12 protein-coding genes are annotated in these 17,568 nt (G+C 43.0%); 4 read left to right on the forward strand and 8 right to left on the reverse strand.

Features of this window, described 5'->3' with window-relative positions:
• Positions 1–223 precede the first annotated feature (223 nt).
• Positions 224–709 (reverse strand): FKBP-type peptidyl-prolyl cis-trans isomerase, encoded by a 486-nt coding sequence (locus ACT3TU_RS08180; protein ID WP_192522650.1) that lies wholly within the window; start codon positions 707–709, stop codon positions 224–226.
• A 335-nt stretch (positions 710–1,044) separates the two neighbouring features.
• Between ACT3TU_RS08180 and ACT3TU_RS08185 the strand changes: the two genes are divergently transcribed.
• Positions 1,045–3,027: a M61 family metallopeptidase gene (locus ACT3TU_RS08185; protein WP_444784264.1), complete on the forward strand. Its 1,983-nt coding sequence runs from the start codon at positions 1,045–1,047 to the stop codon at positions 3,025–3,027.
• A 164-nt stretch (positions 3,028–3,191) separates the two neighbouring features.
• Here ACT3TU_RS08185 and copM read toward each other — a convergent pair whose 3' ends face one another.
• The 4 genes from copM to ACT3TU_RS08205 all read right to left on the reverse strand — a co-directional run bounded on the left by copM (position 3,192) and on the right by ACT3TU_RS08205 (position 10,225).
• Positions 3,192–4,031 (reverse strand): CopM family metallochaperone, encoded by an 840-nt coding sequence (copM, locus tag ACT3TU_RS08190; protein WP_192522652.1) that lies wholly within the window; start codon positions 4,029–4,031, stop codon positions 3,192–3,194.
• 194 nt (positions 4,032–4,225) lie between these two features.
• Positions 4,226–4,852, reverse strand: coding sequence for a pseudouridine synthase (locus ACT3TU_RS08195; RefSeq protein ID WP_444784265.1), 627 nt, complete (start codon positions 4,850–4,852; stop codon positions 4,226–4,228).
• 467 nt (positions 4,853–5,319) lie between these two features.
• Complete coding sequence (locus tag ACT3TU_RS08200; RefSeq protein WP_192522654.1) at positions 5,320–7,539, reverse strand: NADP-dependent isocitrate dehydrogenase; 2,220 nt, start codon at positions 7,537–7,539, stop codon at positions 5,320–5,322.
• 469 nt (positions 7,540–8,008) lie between these two features.
• Positions 8,009–10,225 (reverse strand): NADP-dependent isocitrate dehydrogenase, encoded by a 2,217-nt coding sequence (locus ACT3TU_RS08205; protein WP_444784266.1) that lies wholly within the window; start codon positions 10,223–10,225, stop codon positions 8,009–8,011.
• 679 nt (positions 10,226–10,904) lie between these two features.
• On the opposite strand from ACT3TU_RS08205, the gene ACT3TU_RS08210 reads away from it, so the two are divergent.
• The 3 genes from ACT3TU_RS08210 to glyA all read left to right on the forward strand — a co-directional run bounded on the left by ACT3TU_RS08210 (position 10,905) and on the right by glyA (position 14,474).
• Positions 10,905–12,203 carry a GNAT family N-acetyltransferase gene (locus ACT3TU_RS08210; RefSeq protein WP_444784267.1) on the forward strand — a complete coding sequence of 433 codons (1,299 nt, stop codon included), beginning with the start codon at positions 10,905–10,907 and terminating at the stop codon, positions 12,201–12,203.
• A gap of 50 nt (positions 12,204–12,253) precedes the next feature.
• Positions 12,254–12,760, forward strand: a complete 507-nt coding sequence (locus ACT3TU_RS08215; protein WP_444784268.1) for a chorismate--pyruvate lyase family protein — start codon at positions 12,254–12,256, stop codon at positions 12,758–12,760.
• Positions 12,761–13,217: 457 nt separating this feature from the next.
• A complete protein-coding gene (gene glyA, locus ACT3TU_RS08220; protein ID WP_444784269.1) occupies positions 13,218–14,474 on the forward strand; it encodes a serine hydroxymethyltransferase in 1,257 nt (418 codons plus the stop codon).
• A 264-nt stretch (positions 14,475–14,738) separates the two neighbouring features.
• Here glyA and gltS read toward each other — a convergent pair whose 3' ends face one another.
• The 3 genes from gltS to ACT3TU_RS08235 form a co-directional block, all read right to left on the reverse strand.
• A complete protein-coding gene (gene gltS, locus ACT3TU_RS08225; RefSeq protein ID WP_444784270.1) occupies positions 14,739–16,013 on the reverse strand; it encodes a sodium/glutamate symporter in 1,275 nt (424 codons plus the stop codon).
• 195 nt (positions 16,014–16,208) lie between these two features.
• Positions 16,209–16,613 carry a barstar family protein gene (locus ACT3TU_RS08230; protein WP_444784271.1) on the reverse strand — a complete coding sequence of 135 codons (405 nt, stop codon included), beginning with the start codon at positions 16,611–16,613 and terminating at the stop codon, positions 16,209–16,211.
• 1 nt (position 16,614) lies between these two features.
• Positions 16,615–17,397, reverse strand: coding sequence for a ribonuclease domain-containing protein (locus ACT3TU_RS08235; RefSeq protein WP_444784272.1), 783 nt, complete (start codon positions 17,395–17,397; stop codon positions 16,615–16,617).
• Between the last annotated feature and the right edge of the window lie 171 nt (positions 17,398–17,568).

Consider the following 17,568-nt stretch of genomic DNA (forward strand, 5'->3'; position numbering starts at 1 on the left):
TAATAAAAAAACAGACGATTGAAGCAATAGCCTTGTATCGCTTTTAAAGTGACTCCACGATATCGATAGAAACTTAAGCCCTTCCTGTTTTTATAAACCACTTTTTATAAATGACAAACACAAAAAAAGGTCAGTAGACATAGCTACCGACCTTTTTAAACCAGATAATAAGCGAATTAACTGCTTATTATTTAGTCATTCTCACTAAATTCTCAAAAAGAGATTAGTGCTCAACGCCACCAGCGCCATGTACATGGCCATGGTTTAGCTCGTCTTCAGTAGCAGCACGCACTTCTTGGATTTCAACATCAAAGGTCAGACGCTTACCAGCCAATGGATGGTTTGCATCAACAGTGACTTCTTGATCGTTTACAGCAGTAACGGTAACTAGCATTACTTGACCACCAGCTTCTGACTGAAACTGCATACCAGGCTGGATGTCGTCAACGCCTTGGAAGTTATCACGTGGTACATGTTGTACTGCTTGCTCTTGATACTCACCGTAGCCATCAGCAGGCTCAACAACTGCGTTTACTTTTTCGCCAGCAGATTTGCCTTCTAATTGTTTTTCTAGGCCTGGGATGATATTGCTGTGACCATGTAAATAAGCAAGTGGTTGACCTTCTGGAGATTGGTCAAGGATGTTGCCTTCGTCATCTTTTAGCGTGTAATTGAATTGAACGGCAGTGTCTTTTGCGATAGTAGTCATAAAATATCCTAAATATATCGGTGTAAAAAATTAAATACGATTGCAATAAACCTAAAAAAGCCAATCAGCCAGCTAAATAGCCACGTCATTAGACAATTATCATCAGTTTATTAAAGTAACTGTAGCAGTTAGCATCTTTAATTGAGATGCCTTACATGACTTTCAAGGCGAAAATAATAAAAAATGTCATTTAATTCTAATAAATGTCATATTTGATAGAAACAACCGCTGTTTTCTATTATTTAAAGGTAGCCAGCAGGGTATTCACGGTTTGTCAGTTGCGTTTTTGGGCGAGGGCTTCTACCATAATGTTAAAAATAAGGATGAAAAAGATTATGACCTCATTTGCCAATACTGCTAATCGTCAGTCAACGGATACCAATACCATTAACAATCATGCCAATAATATAAACGCTGATATCAGTTATCGATTCGATTTCGAGCGTTTTTTAGAACATTTGGTTGATGTGTCGCTCACTTTTACGGCAACAGCCGACTCGCCTCAGCTTTGGTTGCCTGCTTGGATTCCGGGTAGTTACTTGATGCGTGAGTTTGCCCGCAACATTACCGCGGTGCATTATCGTGTGCTAGGCAGCAAGGCTGATTTTGAAACGCATCGCGCGCCGAAAATAGATAAGAATACTTGGCAACTACCACAAGTTAAGGCAGGGCAAGCCATAGAAATCCATTATGAAGTGTACTGTTACGATTTATCAGTGCGGACCGCCTATGTCGATCAGCAGCGTCTATACGGCAACTTTACCTCGCTAGCATTGGCAGTTGAAGGGCAAACACATAAACCTGTACAGGCCAGCTTAATTATTCCAGCTGCATTTTTAGCAGACAAAGAAGACAGCCGCGTGCTATTGGCATGTGGTTTGGTATCTACTCATTTAAGTCTTGATGGGCAGCACAGTTATGGGCTACAGGCAGACAGCTATCACGAGTTGATTGATTACCCATTTGAAATCGCAGAGCAGGACGCCTTTGATTTTATTGTTCAAGATAATATGCATCAAACGCTTCATCACCGTTTTTACCTCTCGGGTAAGCACGATGCCAATATGGGCAGGTTGCAGCAAGATGTTACTCAGATTTGTCAGAGCTACCTAGATTGGTTGGGCGATGCGCCTTTTAATGACTATACTTTTATGACTTATGCCAGTGGTCAGGATTATGGTGGACTTGAGCATATCAATTCAACCAGCCTGATTACGCCGCGTCGCGACCTACCAAGTATCGATGAGCCAAACATACCAAGCACAGATTATCAGCGTTTTTTGGGTTTATGCAGCCATGAATACTTTCATGCATGGTGGGTTAAGACAGTACGCCCAGATGTGATGTTAGATGTCGATCTACGCCGCGAAGCTTTTACGCCATTGCTATGGGTATTTGAGGGCTTTACTTCTTATATCGATGATTTTATGTTGCAAGCGTCTGGCGTGATTGATAAGCCCAGCTATCTTAAGCTGCTGGCCGAACAAATCAATCGTTACTATCAAACGGCTGGGCGTGCGCACCAAAGTGTCGCAGAGTCGAGCTTTGATGCGTGGATTAAACTGTATCGTAACGACGAGAATACAGGCAATGCGGGTATTAGTTACTACAATAAAGGCGCATTGGTGGCATTGTGTTTGGATCTAACGTTGCTTGAAAAAACGAATGGTCGCTATCGCTTGTTTGATGTGGTCAAAGCTTTTTATACTCAAGCTAAGAAAAACGACAATAAACGCATCGGTATCAGTAGTGCCGATATGGGCACGGTGATTGGGCAGTTTATGCCTGCAGCTGACTGGGACAACTTTGAGCAGCGTTATGTCAATGGCGTTGAAGAATTACCGATCGAAGCGCTACTAACAGCAAACGGCATTAACCTGCATACCAATACTAAAGAGACTGCTGATAAACAGGTGCCTTGGGGTATTCGTTGTACTGAAACGCCAGCTGGACTCAAGGTCAACCGCGTGGCACGCGCTAGTGTCGCTGCTAGAGCTGGCATTTCAGCGCATGATGTCATTATTGCGATTGATGGTATCAAAGCTGATAGTAAACAGTTGGCAGCGCTTAATAAGGCTGCGCATAATGTCGAATGTTATCTCTTTCGCCGTGATGAGCTAATGTGTGTTAATGTCCAGCCTTTAGCCGCTAGTGAGGCTGTTGATGCTGTTGATGCTGAAAAAGCATTTCCCCATAAAGTAAGCCTGCATTTAGCAAAAGAGGGAAGCGAGTCTTTGTCAAAAGACAGCAGTGAGCACGCAGCGGTAAAAACTGACTGGCAAGCATGGCTTAATGTCATGGAGCGTTATCAAGGCTAGGTGTACTGGTTTGAAAGCTTGGTTTGGAAGTATTGATCTTAGTTGTTTTTATAACCGTTGATTAAAGATAAAAACCTCTGCTAAACAATATTTAGCAGAGGTTTTGTGTAATAGCTATCAGTGTTCTTAATGTTTTTCAAAAAAACTAAGTATTAAGTCAATATCTAAGAAGCCAGCTCAGGCGATTGATTGTCTGCTTCATCCTCATCACTTTCATCCTCGATACTCCCATCTTCAATACCTTTATCAGCAATCTTATTAGCCTTAAAATGTTCAATCCAATCTTCCATGCGCTCAATCTCAGCCTGCTGGGTATCGATAATATCTTGTGCCAATTGCCGCATTTCTTCATCAGTGCCGTATTTTAGCTGAATATTTGCCATCTTTACCGCGCTAATATGGTGCGGCAGCATGCCACGTGCAAATGCCATGTCAGGGATAGGGTCGGCGATGCCTAATACCATGTTGGCATTCAAGACATCCATACTCCTCTCGTACGCCTGCTGCATCGCTTCAGTATTGGGTTTTGGCTTGGGCGCATCAGGGTGGCTGGCAAGCCATTTGTTCAAAATATTGATTTCTAATTGCTGGGCGGTGATAATATCTTGGGCAAGGTGACGCATCGCCTCATCTGAGCCGTATTTTAGTTGGATTTTTGCGAGTTCTAACGCGCCGCGATGATGCCCAAGCATGCTTTTGGCAAAGGCGGTATCAGGATCGTTGTAGCCCATACCAATCATCATCTCGTCATGCATTCTAGTCATCGACTTTGTATAGTCTTTGAGCATATCAGTCATTTGGCTTTCATCAGCGAGATCTTCGCTTTCCAAGAGCTCATCATTCGCCTCAACGTCATTCTGACTATCAGCTGTATCAGTAACTGTTGGGCTGGCTGCTTCGCTAGATTTTGCGTCGTTGTCTTCTGTTTTCGGCTGACAGGCACTCAATATAAGTGCAGCAGAAATGCTGCTGGCCAACAAGACAAAACGACGAGAAACAATCATGACATATCCCTATTATAAAAAATCGAATGATAAATGAATGAGACCTATGATATATAATCAGCTAAGTGCTGGAGCTTAGCAGATAAACCTTACTCATTCGAGACGCTACGTTTAATAAGTCATAATATAATGACTTTATATTCAAAAGACTCGTTCAATATGCTCGAACCTATTATGCTCGAACTTATAAAATCCTAACCGATAATTCCTAACTGCTGACAGCGTTCGCTGTTTAAATGAATGCGTACAAACTCACCAACGGCTAAATCGCCCAACTCAAAACCCGCAACTGACCAGCGTATCAAGCGCAGGCAAGGCAGTCCGACATGGGCAGTCATACGTCTGACTTGACGATTCTTACCTTCATAAATAGTCAGCATCAACCATGACGTAGGTACGTTTTTACGCTCACGGATAGGTGGCTCACGCTGCCATAACTTGATGGGTAAGTCGGTTTCTTCTACCATGATCGCAGTCGCAGGCAATGTTTTGCCGTCCTTTAGTTTGACGCCAGAAGTCAGCTCATTTAGCTGTGCTGTCGTTGCAGTGCCTTCAACTTGTACCAAGTAAGTTTTACCTTGTTTATGGGTGTTTTTTGCAAAGCTCTTTGCGGATGGTGGTTGGGTAATGGCTTTATTGACCCGTCCATCGCTGGTCAAAATGAGCAGACCCTCTGAGGTCGCATCGAGCCTGCCAGCAACCCGTAAAGATTTATCGGTAAAATACTGCGAGAGGGTAGTGTGGTTATTATTGCTGTCATCACGAAACTGACTTTGTACCCCATAAGGTTTATTAAATAAAATGAGACTAGAGGTCGGCATAATATGGTATTTCCTGAATTTGCAGCATTCTATTGTGCTTATATGAGACTTACAAGACATTATTTTTTAAATCAACACGATAAGCTATAACTTTATTGATTTTATATAAAGTCTTTTTGTTACTTTGCTCATTATTATAACAGTCTTGTGGTTGCGCTATGGTTAAATGGATTTTTTATGATGGTTTTATAACTAGGGCGTGTTTGTCTGCGCTGACAGAAGCTGCGTAAAATGAATCCCAGCAGCACTATATCCTTTTAAAATTGGATCAATCATATCTTTATCATGATTAATGATGCTATGTATAATCGCTTAGAATAGATATCAATGTGATTGCTCTTTCATATAATGAACACAAAAAAATGCCCCTCACATCTGAGGGGCATTTTTGTTTTGAACTAATAAAGGCTTAAAGATGCTTAAGTAAAAAGCAGTTTGAGCCGATGAACCGAAGCTATATCAGTACATTATAACGATGCTAATGCTTCATTGAATAAGCTACTTGGACGCATGGTTTGCTCAGCTACTGCTTCATCTGCCAAGTAATAACCTTTAAGATCCATAGGTTTGCCTTGCGCTTCGTTGAACTGTTTGACGATAGCGTCTTCACTGCTCTCAAGCTTTTGCGCCAGTGGAGCAAATTGTGCTTTTAGCTCGCTGTCTTGTTCTTGTGCTGCCAGCTCTTGCGCCCAGTACATGGCCAGATAGAAATGACTGCCACGGTTATCAAGCTCACCGGTTTTGCGTGATGGTGACTTGTCATTTAACAACAATTTTTCTGTCGCTTTATCCAGCGTATCAGCCAATATTTTAGCTTTGGGATTGTTGTCATTCGTTGATAAATGCTCCAAAGACTCCGTCAAGGCTAAAAACTCACCCAATGAATCCCAACGTAAGTGGTTTTCTTCTACCAGCTGCTGAACGTGTTTCGGTGCAGAACCACCAGCGCCTGTTTCAAACAAACCGCCGCCTTTCATTAGAGGTACGACAGACAGCATTTTTGCACTGGTACCTAACTCTAGAATTGGGAACAAATCTGTTAGGTAATCACGTAAAATATTACCGGTGGCAGAGATGGTATCAAGACCGCGAGCAACGCGCTCTAAGGTGTAACGCATGGCACGAACTTGTGACATGATTTCGATGTGCAGGCCGTCGGTATCGTAATCTTTTAGGTACGTTTGAACCTTTTTGATTAGCTCGTTTTCGTGTGGACGGTAAGGGTCCAACCAGAAGATGACCGGCGTATCTGATTCGCGTGCGCGGCGTACAGCAAGTTTTACCCAGTCTTGGATAGGCTCGTCTTTGACCTGACACATGCGCCAGATGTCACCTTCTTCGACAGGCTGCTCAAGTAATACTTCACCCGTGTCAACGTCTACAATACGAGCGACGCCCGTGTCGCTAGATTCAAAGGTTTTATCGTGTGAGCCGTACTCTTCTGCTTTTTGAGCCATCAAACCAACGTTAGGAACTGTACCCATTGTGGTTGGGTCAAAGTTGCCATGCCACTTGCAGAAGTTAATCATTTCTTGGTAAATACGGGCAAAGGTAGACTCAGGCATCACCGCTTTACAGTCATACATTTTGCCATCAGCGCCCCACATTTTACCACCTGAGCGAATCATCGCTGGCATTGACGCATCGACGATTACGTCACTTGGCGAATGGAAGTTGGTAATTCCTTTATTAGAATCCACCATGGCGAGGCGAGGACGATGCACTTGGCAGGCATGCAGGTCACGTTCAATCTCTTCTTGTAGAGAGGTTGGCAGCTCTTTAATTTTGTCGTATAACGAGGCCATACCGTTATTGACGTTGATACCCAGCTCATCAAACAACGCGCCGTGTTTTTGGAAAGCATCTTTATAATAAGTTTTAACCGCATGACCGAAGACGATAGGGTGCGATACTTTCATCATCGTGGCTTTTACGTGCAATGAAAATAGGATACCAGCTTCGCGGCAATCTTCCATTTCACGCTCATAAAAATCAAGCAATGCTTTTTTGCTCATAAACATCAGATCGATGACTTCTTTATCGAGCAGCGCAATTTCTGGTTTTAAGACTTTAGTCTCACCACTATCAGTCAACAGCTCCATACGTACTGTACGCGCTTTGTCTAGTGTGAGAGATTGCTCGCCATCATAAAAATCGCCGCTGTGCATGTGCGATACGTGCGTGCTGGACCATTGTTTCCATTCACCCATAGAGTGCGGATGCTTGCGCGCATAGTTTTTAACCGCTTTTGGTGCACGGCGGTCTGAGTTACCTTCACGCAATACAGGGTTGACCGAGCTGCCTAGGCTTTTGCCGTAGCGTTTACGGATTTCTTTTTCTTCTTCGGTTTTAGGATCATCTGGAAAATCAGGTATGGCGAAGCCTTTGCTTTGTAGCTCTTTGATAGCAGCTTTTAGCTGGCCGACAGAGGCACTGATGTTAGGCAGTTTAATGATGTTGGTGTCTGGGTCTTGGGTCAGACGACCTAGCTCAGCCAAATTATCAGGAACGCGCTGTTCTTCAGTTAAGTATTCAGGGAATTCAGCCAATACTCGCGCAGCAACAGAAATATCGCTGGTTTCGACAGAAACGCCTGCGGTTTGGGTAAATGCTTTAACAATAGGCAAGAATGACAAGGTCGCTAGCGCTGGTGCTTCGTCAGTTTTTGTATAAATAATTTTTGACATTAGTAGGACATTCCTTTTGGTTGTAATTAATAATAAGGGTCAAATATAATTCAATAGTCCTATGCCGCCCTTATGTAATAATGGGTCATGCGATTAGACTAAATAGTGTGTTGCTAATTTTTATAGGCAATCTCTTGGAGACTTCGAGAGTCTGCTTAGAGCTTTTGTTTCGTTAAGAAGGCAGTTTGACTGTCTTGTCTGAACGGCCTGCTTTTCTGAATGGTTTGAAAGTAGATCGTGGACGCTACATTGTAGTTAACTGATTATAAGTCTTATGCGATGTCAATATCGCATAATGAACTAAGTGTAGTGTTTTCGGTTGTTTCTAATGTATCTAAATTACATTAAGATGTTAAGACCCTTATTCTATCAGTCATCGATAAAAATATCATCTTTTCTATAAAAAATGCCCCAACAGCCTTAGACTGTCGGGGTATTTTTTATAGGTTTAAAATGCTTTAAAACACAATTATAAAGAAGCGATAGTCTCGTTTAATAATTGGCTTGGGCGCATTACCTCTGTCGCTAATGCTTCATCAAAGAAGTAGTAGCCATCGATATCTACCGGTTTACCTTGAACGTCATTTAGCTCTTTAACAATAGCCTCTTCATTGCTGGCAAGTTTTTTGGCCAGTGGCGCAAACGTCTCTTTTAGCTCACTATCTTGGTCCTGCGCGGCAAGTTCTTCAGCCCAGTACATAGCCAGATAGAAATGGCTACCACGGTTATCCAGCTCACCCGTTTTGCGTGATGGTGATTTGTTATTCAATAACAGTTTTTCTGTCGCTGTATCAAGCGTATCTGCCAAAATTTGCGCTTTGGCATTGTCTTCGTGTTCTGCCAAATGCTCTAAAGAGACCGCCAAGGCTAAAAACTCACCTAATGAGTCCCAGCGTAAGTGGTTTTCTTCAACCAACTGCTGTACATGCTTAGGTGCTGAACCACCCGCACCCGTCTCAAATAGGCCGCCACCATTCATTAGCGGTACGATTGATAGCATTTTTGCACTGGTGCCCAGCTCTAAGATTGGGAACAAGTCGGTTAGATAATCTCGTAGTACGTTACCAGTGACAGAGATGGTGTCTTTACCTTCTTTTAAGCGCTCCAAGGTAAAGCGAGTGGCTTCACGAACTGGCATGATACGAATATCTAAGCCTTCAGTGTCATAATCTTTTAGGTATTTTTCTACTTTTTTGATCAATTCTGCATGATGAGGCCGTTTGTGGTTTAACCAAAAGACAGTTGGGATGTTGCTAGCACGGGCGCGAGTCACGGCCAGTTTTACCCAATCTTGGATAGGCGCGTCTTTTACCTGATTCATACGCCAAATATCTTCTGCTTCTACTTTATGCTCGGTCAATACATTGCCTTCGCTATCAAGCACTTGTACCTTGCCCGCGGATGGTATGAGGAAGGTTTTGTCATGTGAGCCGTATTCTTCAGCTTTTTGTGCCATCAAGCCAACGTTAGGTACTGAGCCCATCGTGGTTGGATCAAATGCGCCATGCTCTTTATGGAACTTGATGGTTTCATCATAGATGCAAGCGTAGCTACTATCAGGGATAACGGCCTTGGTATCGTGCAGCTCATTATCAGCACCCCACATTTTACCTGAGCTACGAATCATCGCTGGCATTGACGCATCCACAATCACATCGCTCGGTACATGTAGGTTGGTAATGCCTTTGTCTGAATTGACCATCGCCAGGTCTGGATTACTCTGGTAAATGCTCTCAATATCCGTTTCTATCTCCTGACGCTTCTCTTCAGGCAGCTCTTTTATTTTAGAGTGTAGGTTGCTAAAGCCATTATTTACGTCGACATCTAATTCTTTAAAAGTATCACCGTGCTTAGCAAATAATTCTTTAAAGAAGATTTTTACTGCTTCACCAAAAATAATCGGGTCAGATACCTTCATCATGGTGGCTTTTAGATGCAATGAGAACAACACATCTTCTGCTTTGGCGTCTTCAACTTGCTCTTCTAAGAATTCAGTTAGTGCATCATGGCTTAAGATAGCGGCATCAATCAATTCACCAGCTAGTAATGGTGCAGGTGCTTTTAGTTCAGTAACTGTACCGTCCTCGCTTGTAAACTCAATACGATAATCTGTAGCCTTGTCGATAGTGACTGATTCTTCGGTATCAGCAAAATCACCATGGTCCATAGTGGCCACGTGTGACTTAGAATCAGCACTCCATGCACCCATTGAATGTGGGTTACTTCTAGCAAAAGCTTTGACCGCTTTTGGCGCACGTCTGTCAGAGTTACCTTCACGCAAGACAGGGTTCATGGCACTGCCTTTAATCTTGTCATAACGAATGCGAGCGTCTTTTTCTTTATCTGTTTCTGGATGATCTGGGTAATCTGGTAGATCATAACCTTTATCTTGTAACTCTTTAATCGCGGCTTTCAACTGCGGGATAGAAGCACTGATATTTGGCAATTTAATAATATTTGCTTTAGGTTTTTTTACCAGTTCACTTAACGCTACGAATGCACTTGGGATACGCTGCTCTTCAGGTAAAAACTCTGAAAATAAGGCAATAATACGCCCTGCTAACGAGATGTCAGCAGTTTCAATCTCAATTCCTGCTGTTTTGGTAAATGCCTTAACGATGGGCAAGAAAGATAGAGTGGCTAGCGCTGGGGCTTCATCCGTTTTGGTATAAATGATTTTTGACATTGGTCAGCATTCCTTTGTTGGTAATAATAATTTTTAAAAATAGTGCAATGGTTCAGTAGATATATATATGGCTCTTGTTTGATAAGAGGCTATGGGCTTACGTACATTGTAGGTAATCGTGCGGAGAGTGTTAATTTTGCTTATCTTCTTTCATTAACTGGCGTTAATTTTTTTATGAAGATACTGTTATGCTCGCGATTACAGTGGCGGGAAATATACTGCGCACAAGGTGTTTGGCAGAGTCATTATGAATATTACAGGTTGTCAATATCGAATAATGAACCAAACATACTATTGTCGAATATTTACCCTGCATATTAATTATATTATGATATAAGCAGGGTTATTCTATCAGTCATTAGCGAAGATATCATCTTTTCTATATCCAAACTATACTCACACTGTATTTTGTTTATAAGCAATGTGTTTTTAAGCGATGTTTTCAAGCATGGTGTTTTTGAAGATAAGTAAAGCATAAACATGCCGTGATAATAGGTAAGGTTATGCAATCATGAGTGAGGCTATCTATATTATAGACGGCTTTTTTTTATGCTAGATTTATTCATCTCTATAAAAGGTTTTTATTTAATACGCAAATTTTGACAGAAACTTAGTCAGAATTTGCTACGCTAGCCCATAACCAAAAAATTAATAGTAGAGTGCGATAAAGAATATGACCATGAGTTTACAGTATGCGCTACTCAATGATATCAGCTGGCAAAGCCTAGGCGACTGGCAAACACCAGATAGCCCTTTTATGTCGTTTGCTTTTTGGCAAGCGCTTATTGATACGGGGGCGATTGGTGAGCAGGCGGGCTGGTTGCCGTTATTTGTTTTGGTGCACCGCATCACAGATGACGTGGCAGATAAAGCGATAACACAACCAGTTGCTGTATTACCAGTTTTTATAAAAGGCCATCACCGCGGTGAGTTTGTGTTTGATCATGCATGGGCAGAAGCTTACGCGCGCTATGGTGTCGACTACTATCCAAGGCTGGTCACAAGCGTGCCTTATACTCCGATTACGGGTCAGCGTTTATGGTTGGCAAAAGCTGAGGATTTAACGCCAGATATTATAAAAACAGCCATCGCAGGCGTGGATGATATTGCTCAGCAAGTGGGTGCCTCGAGCTGGCATGGGTTGTTTGTTACGCCTGAATTGGCGTCTGTCGCTCAGGAAGCTATGCCTACTGATATTGATATAGAACGGGCGCTCGCCGCCCAAGACAACAGTACTATCCCGACCGCTATTGATATGCCCATACTTGAGCGGCAGGGTTGTCAGTTTTTGTGGCAAAATAAAGATTTACTAAATAATAGCCAGCCTTTTGCAGATTTTGATGCATTTTTGATGACCCTAAAAGCCAAAAAGCGTAAAACGATACGGGCCGAGCGGCGCAAGGTTGCCGAGCAAGGTATCACCTGTCAGCGCAAATGTGGTGAGGCGATTACCGAGGATGACTGGAAGGCCTTTTATCACTGTTATGTGATGACTTATGCAGTGCGCGGTCAGCAACCTTATTTGACCATAGGTTTTTTTAGGGCATTGGCAGCGACTATGCCTGAGCATCTGATGCTAGCCCAAGCACTCGATACGACGGGTGAGATTATCGCGAGTAGCTTATTTTTATATGATGATACCAATGGCGAAAATGCTACCCTTTATGGTCGTTATTGGGGAGCGCTGGGTGAGTACGATAGCTTGCACTTCGAGCTGTGTTATTATCAAGGTCTTGAGTTTGCCATCGAGCAGGGTTTGATGTACTTTGACCCCGGTACGCAGGGTGAGCATAAGTTGGTACGTGGCTTCATACCCACGACGACGCATTCTATCCACCGTATTTATGATCCGCGTTTTGTACCAGCGATCAGTAACTTCTGTCGTGAGGATCGATTGCACATGGCACAGTATCGCCAGCAAGCGTTTGAAGCATTGCCGTTTAATGCCGATAATATGCCTAACTTTAATACGCCATAGATACCCCTTAATATTTGTCTTTTTTAATACTTTATGATTAGCCGTTAATTATGCCTAGTAATCTCTCTTTTTCTGCCCATTCATCACCGCCTGTTGAGCTATTGTCTTGGCTCAATACCGAAGGTTCTCTCACTGCCTTATTAGAGGTAAGAGCAGGACAGCCACTGCGCGTAGAGCGCAGCTTTGAAGGCTATCGACAGCTGTCCCTCATCCAAAAGCAGCAATTGGGCATCCAAGGCGCCATGCTGAATCGTCCGATGCTGGCTTGGGTACGCGAGGCGCAGCTATATGGTAATGATGAGCGCCCATGGGTAGCCGCGCAAAGTGTTTTTCCACTTCCCAGTCTTAAAGGTCGCGCACGGCGTTTGCAACAGCTCAAAGGCACGCCTATCGGTTACGTGTTATTTAAACGCAGTCGCACTTTACCCAATTATCGCTCTATTCAGCATACTACTGAGGGCTGGCAAAGGCAGACACGTTATGATTGGTATGGGCGTCAATTACTTATTAGTGAAACGTTTTTGCCCCCATTTTGTCAAAAACTGCTGGTCATTTGAAAGCTGCATTGGTTTGTTACTCGGTTTCTACTGAATAAATTTCTGATGGTATCCTCATTTTTATAGGTGCTGTGTATTTATAAATTACTGATTTATAAATATTTATATAAAGAAGTTATTAACATGTAACCTACTTGATATGAGGTGAGGTTTTTTTGCGTTCGCAACATAAAGTTTCATGCTACACTTGAACTTTAGCGATGATATCGGTGCCTATGCGTATCGAATTTATTGCCGAACTGTACCAATTAATCACAGGGCAACTGCCTGCGTTTATTCCAACTCGTTCTTTGCTAATAGACTCAATTCGCAATGATATCAATACCACAAAACTGAGCACAACCGCACCTATTAGTAGTACTGCAAGGGTGCTTATAGCGACGTTCATACAGGAATGGTTTTGTTGTGAGTAATCTATAGCTTCTTTTCAATGACAGTCACTACTTAGGACATCACTATGTTTAAAGATATTTCTATCAAAGAGTTTGATCCAGTACTTGCTGAAGCAATGGCCGCAGAAAGCGTTCGTCAAGAAAACCACATCGAGCTTATTGCCTCTGAAAACTATTGCTCACAAGCAGTAATGGAAGCGCAGGGCACCGATTTAACCAATAAATATGCAGAAGGCTATCCTGGTAAGCGTTACTATGGTGGCTGTGAACATGTCGATGTTGTTGAGCAATTAGCCATTGACCGAGCAAAAGAATTGTTCGGTGCTGAGTATGTCAACGTCCAGCCACATTCAGGTAGCCAAGCAAACTCTGCGGTATTTTTAGCCTTACTTGATGCCAATGACACGGTTCTTGGTATGAGCTTAGACGCTGGTGGTCACTTGACCCATGGCGCGCATATCAACTTCTCAGGTCTTAACTACAATGCGGTGCAGTATGGCTTGGTCGAAGGCACGGGCCTCATCGATTATGATGAAGTTGAGCGTTTGGCAAAAGAGCATAAGCCTAAAATGATTATTGCTGGTTTTTCGGCGTATTCACAAGTAGTCGATTGGGCACGTTTCCGTGAAATCGCTGACGAAGTAGGCGCGTACCTTTTGGTAGATATGGCACACGTCGCTGGTCTTATCGCTGGTGGCACTTACCCAAATCCAGTACCTTTCGCCGATGTCGTGACCACCACCACACACAAAACCCTACGTGGCCCGCGCTCAGGTATGATCTTGGCTCGTGATGAAAAACTGGCGAAAAAGCTAAACTCAGCCGTATTCCCAGGCAACCAAGGCGGGCCGTTGATGCATGTTATCGCTGCCAAAGCGATTTGCTTTAAAGAAGCCTTAGAAGATAACTTTAAGACCTATCAGCAGCAAGTGGTGAAAAACGCCCAAGCAATGGCCAAAGTTATCATCGACCGTGGCTATGAAATCATCTCTGGTGGTACTGAAAACCACTTAATGCTGATCAGCTTGGTTAAGCAGGAAATGACTGGTAAAGAAGCGGACAAATGGCTTGGCGATGCGTACATTACCGTCAATAAAAATGCCGTACCAAACGATCCAAAATCTCCGTTTGTGACTTCTGGTATCCGTATCGGTACTGCAGCGTTGACCACTCGCGGTTTTGACGAAGCAGATGTCAAAGACGTTGCAGGTTGGATTTGTGATGTACTAGACAGCCGTGGCGATGAAAAGGTTATCGCTGACACGCGCGAAAAAGTAAAAGCGCTTTGTGCTAAAAAGCCAGTTTATGCTAAAAACCAGTAATTCTTAATTATTGGATTTTAAGCTTTAAATGAAAAACCGCTTAGCTGAATGGCTAGGCGGTTTTTTTGTAGTCATTTAAAGTTTAATGCTCAGATTGAGGACACGCCCTAGTATGGCAAACTTAATCCTTCTTTAACGCATGACTGTCTTCTAAATCTCTCATATAACCAAGCCTCTATAAAAAAGCTAATGAATAAAAAAAGCTGGACTACGATAGCGTAGCCCAGCCTTATTAAAATTGATTTGAATTTACTATTGAACAAATTACATAAACGGCAATTTAGTAAATATCTGCAATACCGTGGCGTTAACGATATCGACGAAGAAAGCACCAACCATTGGCACAATCAAAAACGCTTTAGGCGATGGTAAGTAGCGATCGGTTACCGCCTGCATATTGGCAATCGCCGTTGGTGTCGCGCCCATACCAAAACCACAATGCCCTGCTGATAGTACCGCGGCATCATAATCTTTGCCCATCACTTTAAAGGTGATAAAGTACACGTAAATAATCATAATCACAGTCTGCACCAGCAAGATAACCAATACAGGACCTGCCAAATCAGTCAGCTGCCATAACTTCAATGACAATAGCGCCATGGCTAAGAATAGACTCAATGAAGCGTTACCAAAGACATCAATCGAGCGGTCAAACATATCAAAATTGAACACCGTGGTTAAGACGTTACGAATGATAACGCCACCTGCCAATGCCCAAACGAAGGTAGGCAACTCAAACCAAGTATCTTGAGCAACTAGGGTCATCACATCGGCGAAGGCCAGCGCTGCGGCAAACAAAGCCAAGGTTTCGATCGTAGAGGAAGCAGTGATAAAGCGCATGCTGTCTGGTCTTTCGAAGATTTCTTTATTGCTATGCGCCGAATCTTCATCATGTTTGGTGCTATATAACGACTGCGCGCCAGCGACTTTTTCGATATCACTTGGATCAGTATTGGCAGGAGTAGGTTTTAGTCCCAGTCGTTGAATCAGACGACGAGCAACTGGTCCACCAACGATACCGCCCGCGACCAAACCATAAGTCGCCACCGCGATACCAAGCGTCGTCGCACCGACCACACCATACTCTTGTTCTAACGTAATACCCCACGCACCTGCAGTACCATGACCACCAGTCAGAGCGATAGAGCCTGTCACTAGACCGAGCAGCGGATCAAGCCCCAATGCGCTTGCCATCGCCACGCCCACGATGTCTTGCAATACGATGAAGACTGAGACGACGATAGTAAAAATCAATAATGGCGTACCACCTGCTTTGAGTCTACTAAAATCAGCGCTCAGACCAATAGAGGCAAAGAACATCAGCATGGTCGCGGTCTGTAATCCTTGATGAAAGTTGAAGCTATAGCCCCAAATGATATTGAGCATATAAACCACAATAGCAGCGACGAGGCCACCAGCAACAGGTTCTGGAATATTAAAGTCCTCTAAGAACTTCACTCTCCTCACCAAAAAGCGCCCAAGTAGCAGCACTAAAGTGGCTAATATCAAGGTGTAATAGCCATTTAAGGTAATTTCCATATGTTAATCCTTTCTATAAAAATAAATTAACCTGAATTCGGGATAAATATGGCTTTATCTCGAATTCAGGTTTTTGTCATCATACCATTCACAAAAATTAGAGTAGCAAGGAAAACGGGTGCAAGTGCTACGGACTGTAGACTAAACGAGTTTGACACAGCTAATCGTACTTTTTGGGTTTGGTGTTATTAGCGACTAAGCATCATCCTTGGATGGCACAATAACCCACAGTTGTGGTTTACCAAAATCCTTATAAGCGTCCTCAATAATGCGCTTAAAAGTATTAAAGTCCTCTGTGTTTATGTTTTTTACCGCTGTTAAATCAAGCTTTAGGTGAGTCACGTCGCTATCTGTCAGACAATCCCATGCTGCATCCCAGTTATGAGAAAAATAACTGGGGAAATCACAGGCATCGGCTAAACTGGTCAATAGCGTGGTTTTATCCAGTACCTCACCTACGCGTATATTAACAGCCTGCGTTGGAATGCTAGCATTTAGAGCTGTAGCTTTTTGGTTACTATTTTCGTTAATGTGCTGATTGCTGTTCTGATAACGGTTTTGATTATTGTTCTGATCAATATAATAGATGGCTTGGCTCATATTATTTTACCTCTAGTTTGCGAAAGCTATCGTAGTGGTTAATGGTCAAATAATAAACGGTGGGAGGGTTGCCGCCAGTGACGATACGCCGTGCCCCGCGATGCGAAACTCCAGGAGTAGGTACGGTATATTCATGATAGTAGCTTTGCGACTGTGCGGGCAGCTTGCCTTCACGGTTATAAAAGATAGTGCCGTCTTTATGAAGATAAGGAAAAGGCCCTCCCTGCTGAATCAGCGCGATAGTATTATCAATCTGTGCATCGCCTGTTATACCCGCGTTATTAGGCTGTCTCGCTTGCGTAGATGAAGTCTGTTTTTGAGGTTGAGATTGGGATTGCGATGTCGTTGGTGCAGCGCTATCAGAGAGAATTGTAGGTTTAAAATCGCCTAAGAAATAAATGGCGGCCGCGATGATGGCGATCAAACTAAACAAAGTAGATAGCAAGCTTCTCTTATTTTGGTGACCACTGTGGCGGTTGATATTGCTTTGATTGTTTTCAGTGGATTGATGGTCGTTATTTCGGCCAGTTCTATTTGAATTGTGTTTGGGTGCATCTAATTCAGGTGTTTCTAAGATACTCAACTCATTAGAGGTCACTTCAGTTGCCCGAAGTTGGTTCTTGTCATTGCGCTTACTGTTAAAATAGACTTTTTGCCCGACGGCTATTGGCTGCGGTAATCGTGCTTTACTGACGTGAAAAAACACGTCTTCATCTCGATTGTCCACATCGATAAAGCCATAGCCTTTATCCTGATTCCAATGTTTGATTTCGCCACTTTGCATGAGGCTGATTTCCTAGAGAATTATTTTGCAGCATATATAGCATATTTTACGCACAAAAAAAACGCCAGCAACTAAGCTGACGTTTTTTATGACCGAGAGGTTAAATCACGCTATAGTAAGTTCAATATAGAAGCAGTACAGCGGGACTGGTATACCTTTCTTTAAAATATA

Source organism: Psychrobacter sp. AOP3-A1-26, assembly GCF_052378235.1.
Classification (GTDB): Bacteria; Pseudomonadota; Gammaproteobacteria; order Pseudomonadales; family Moraxellaceae; genus Psychrobacter.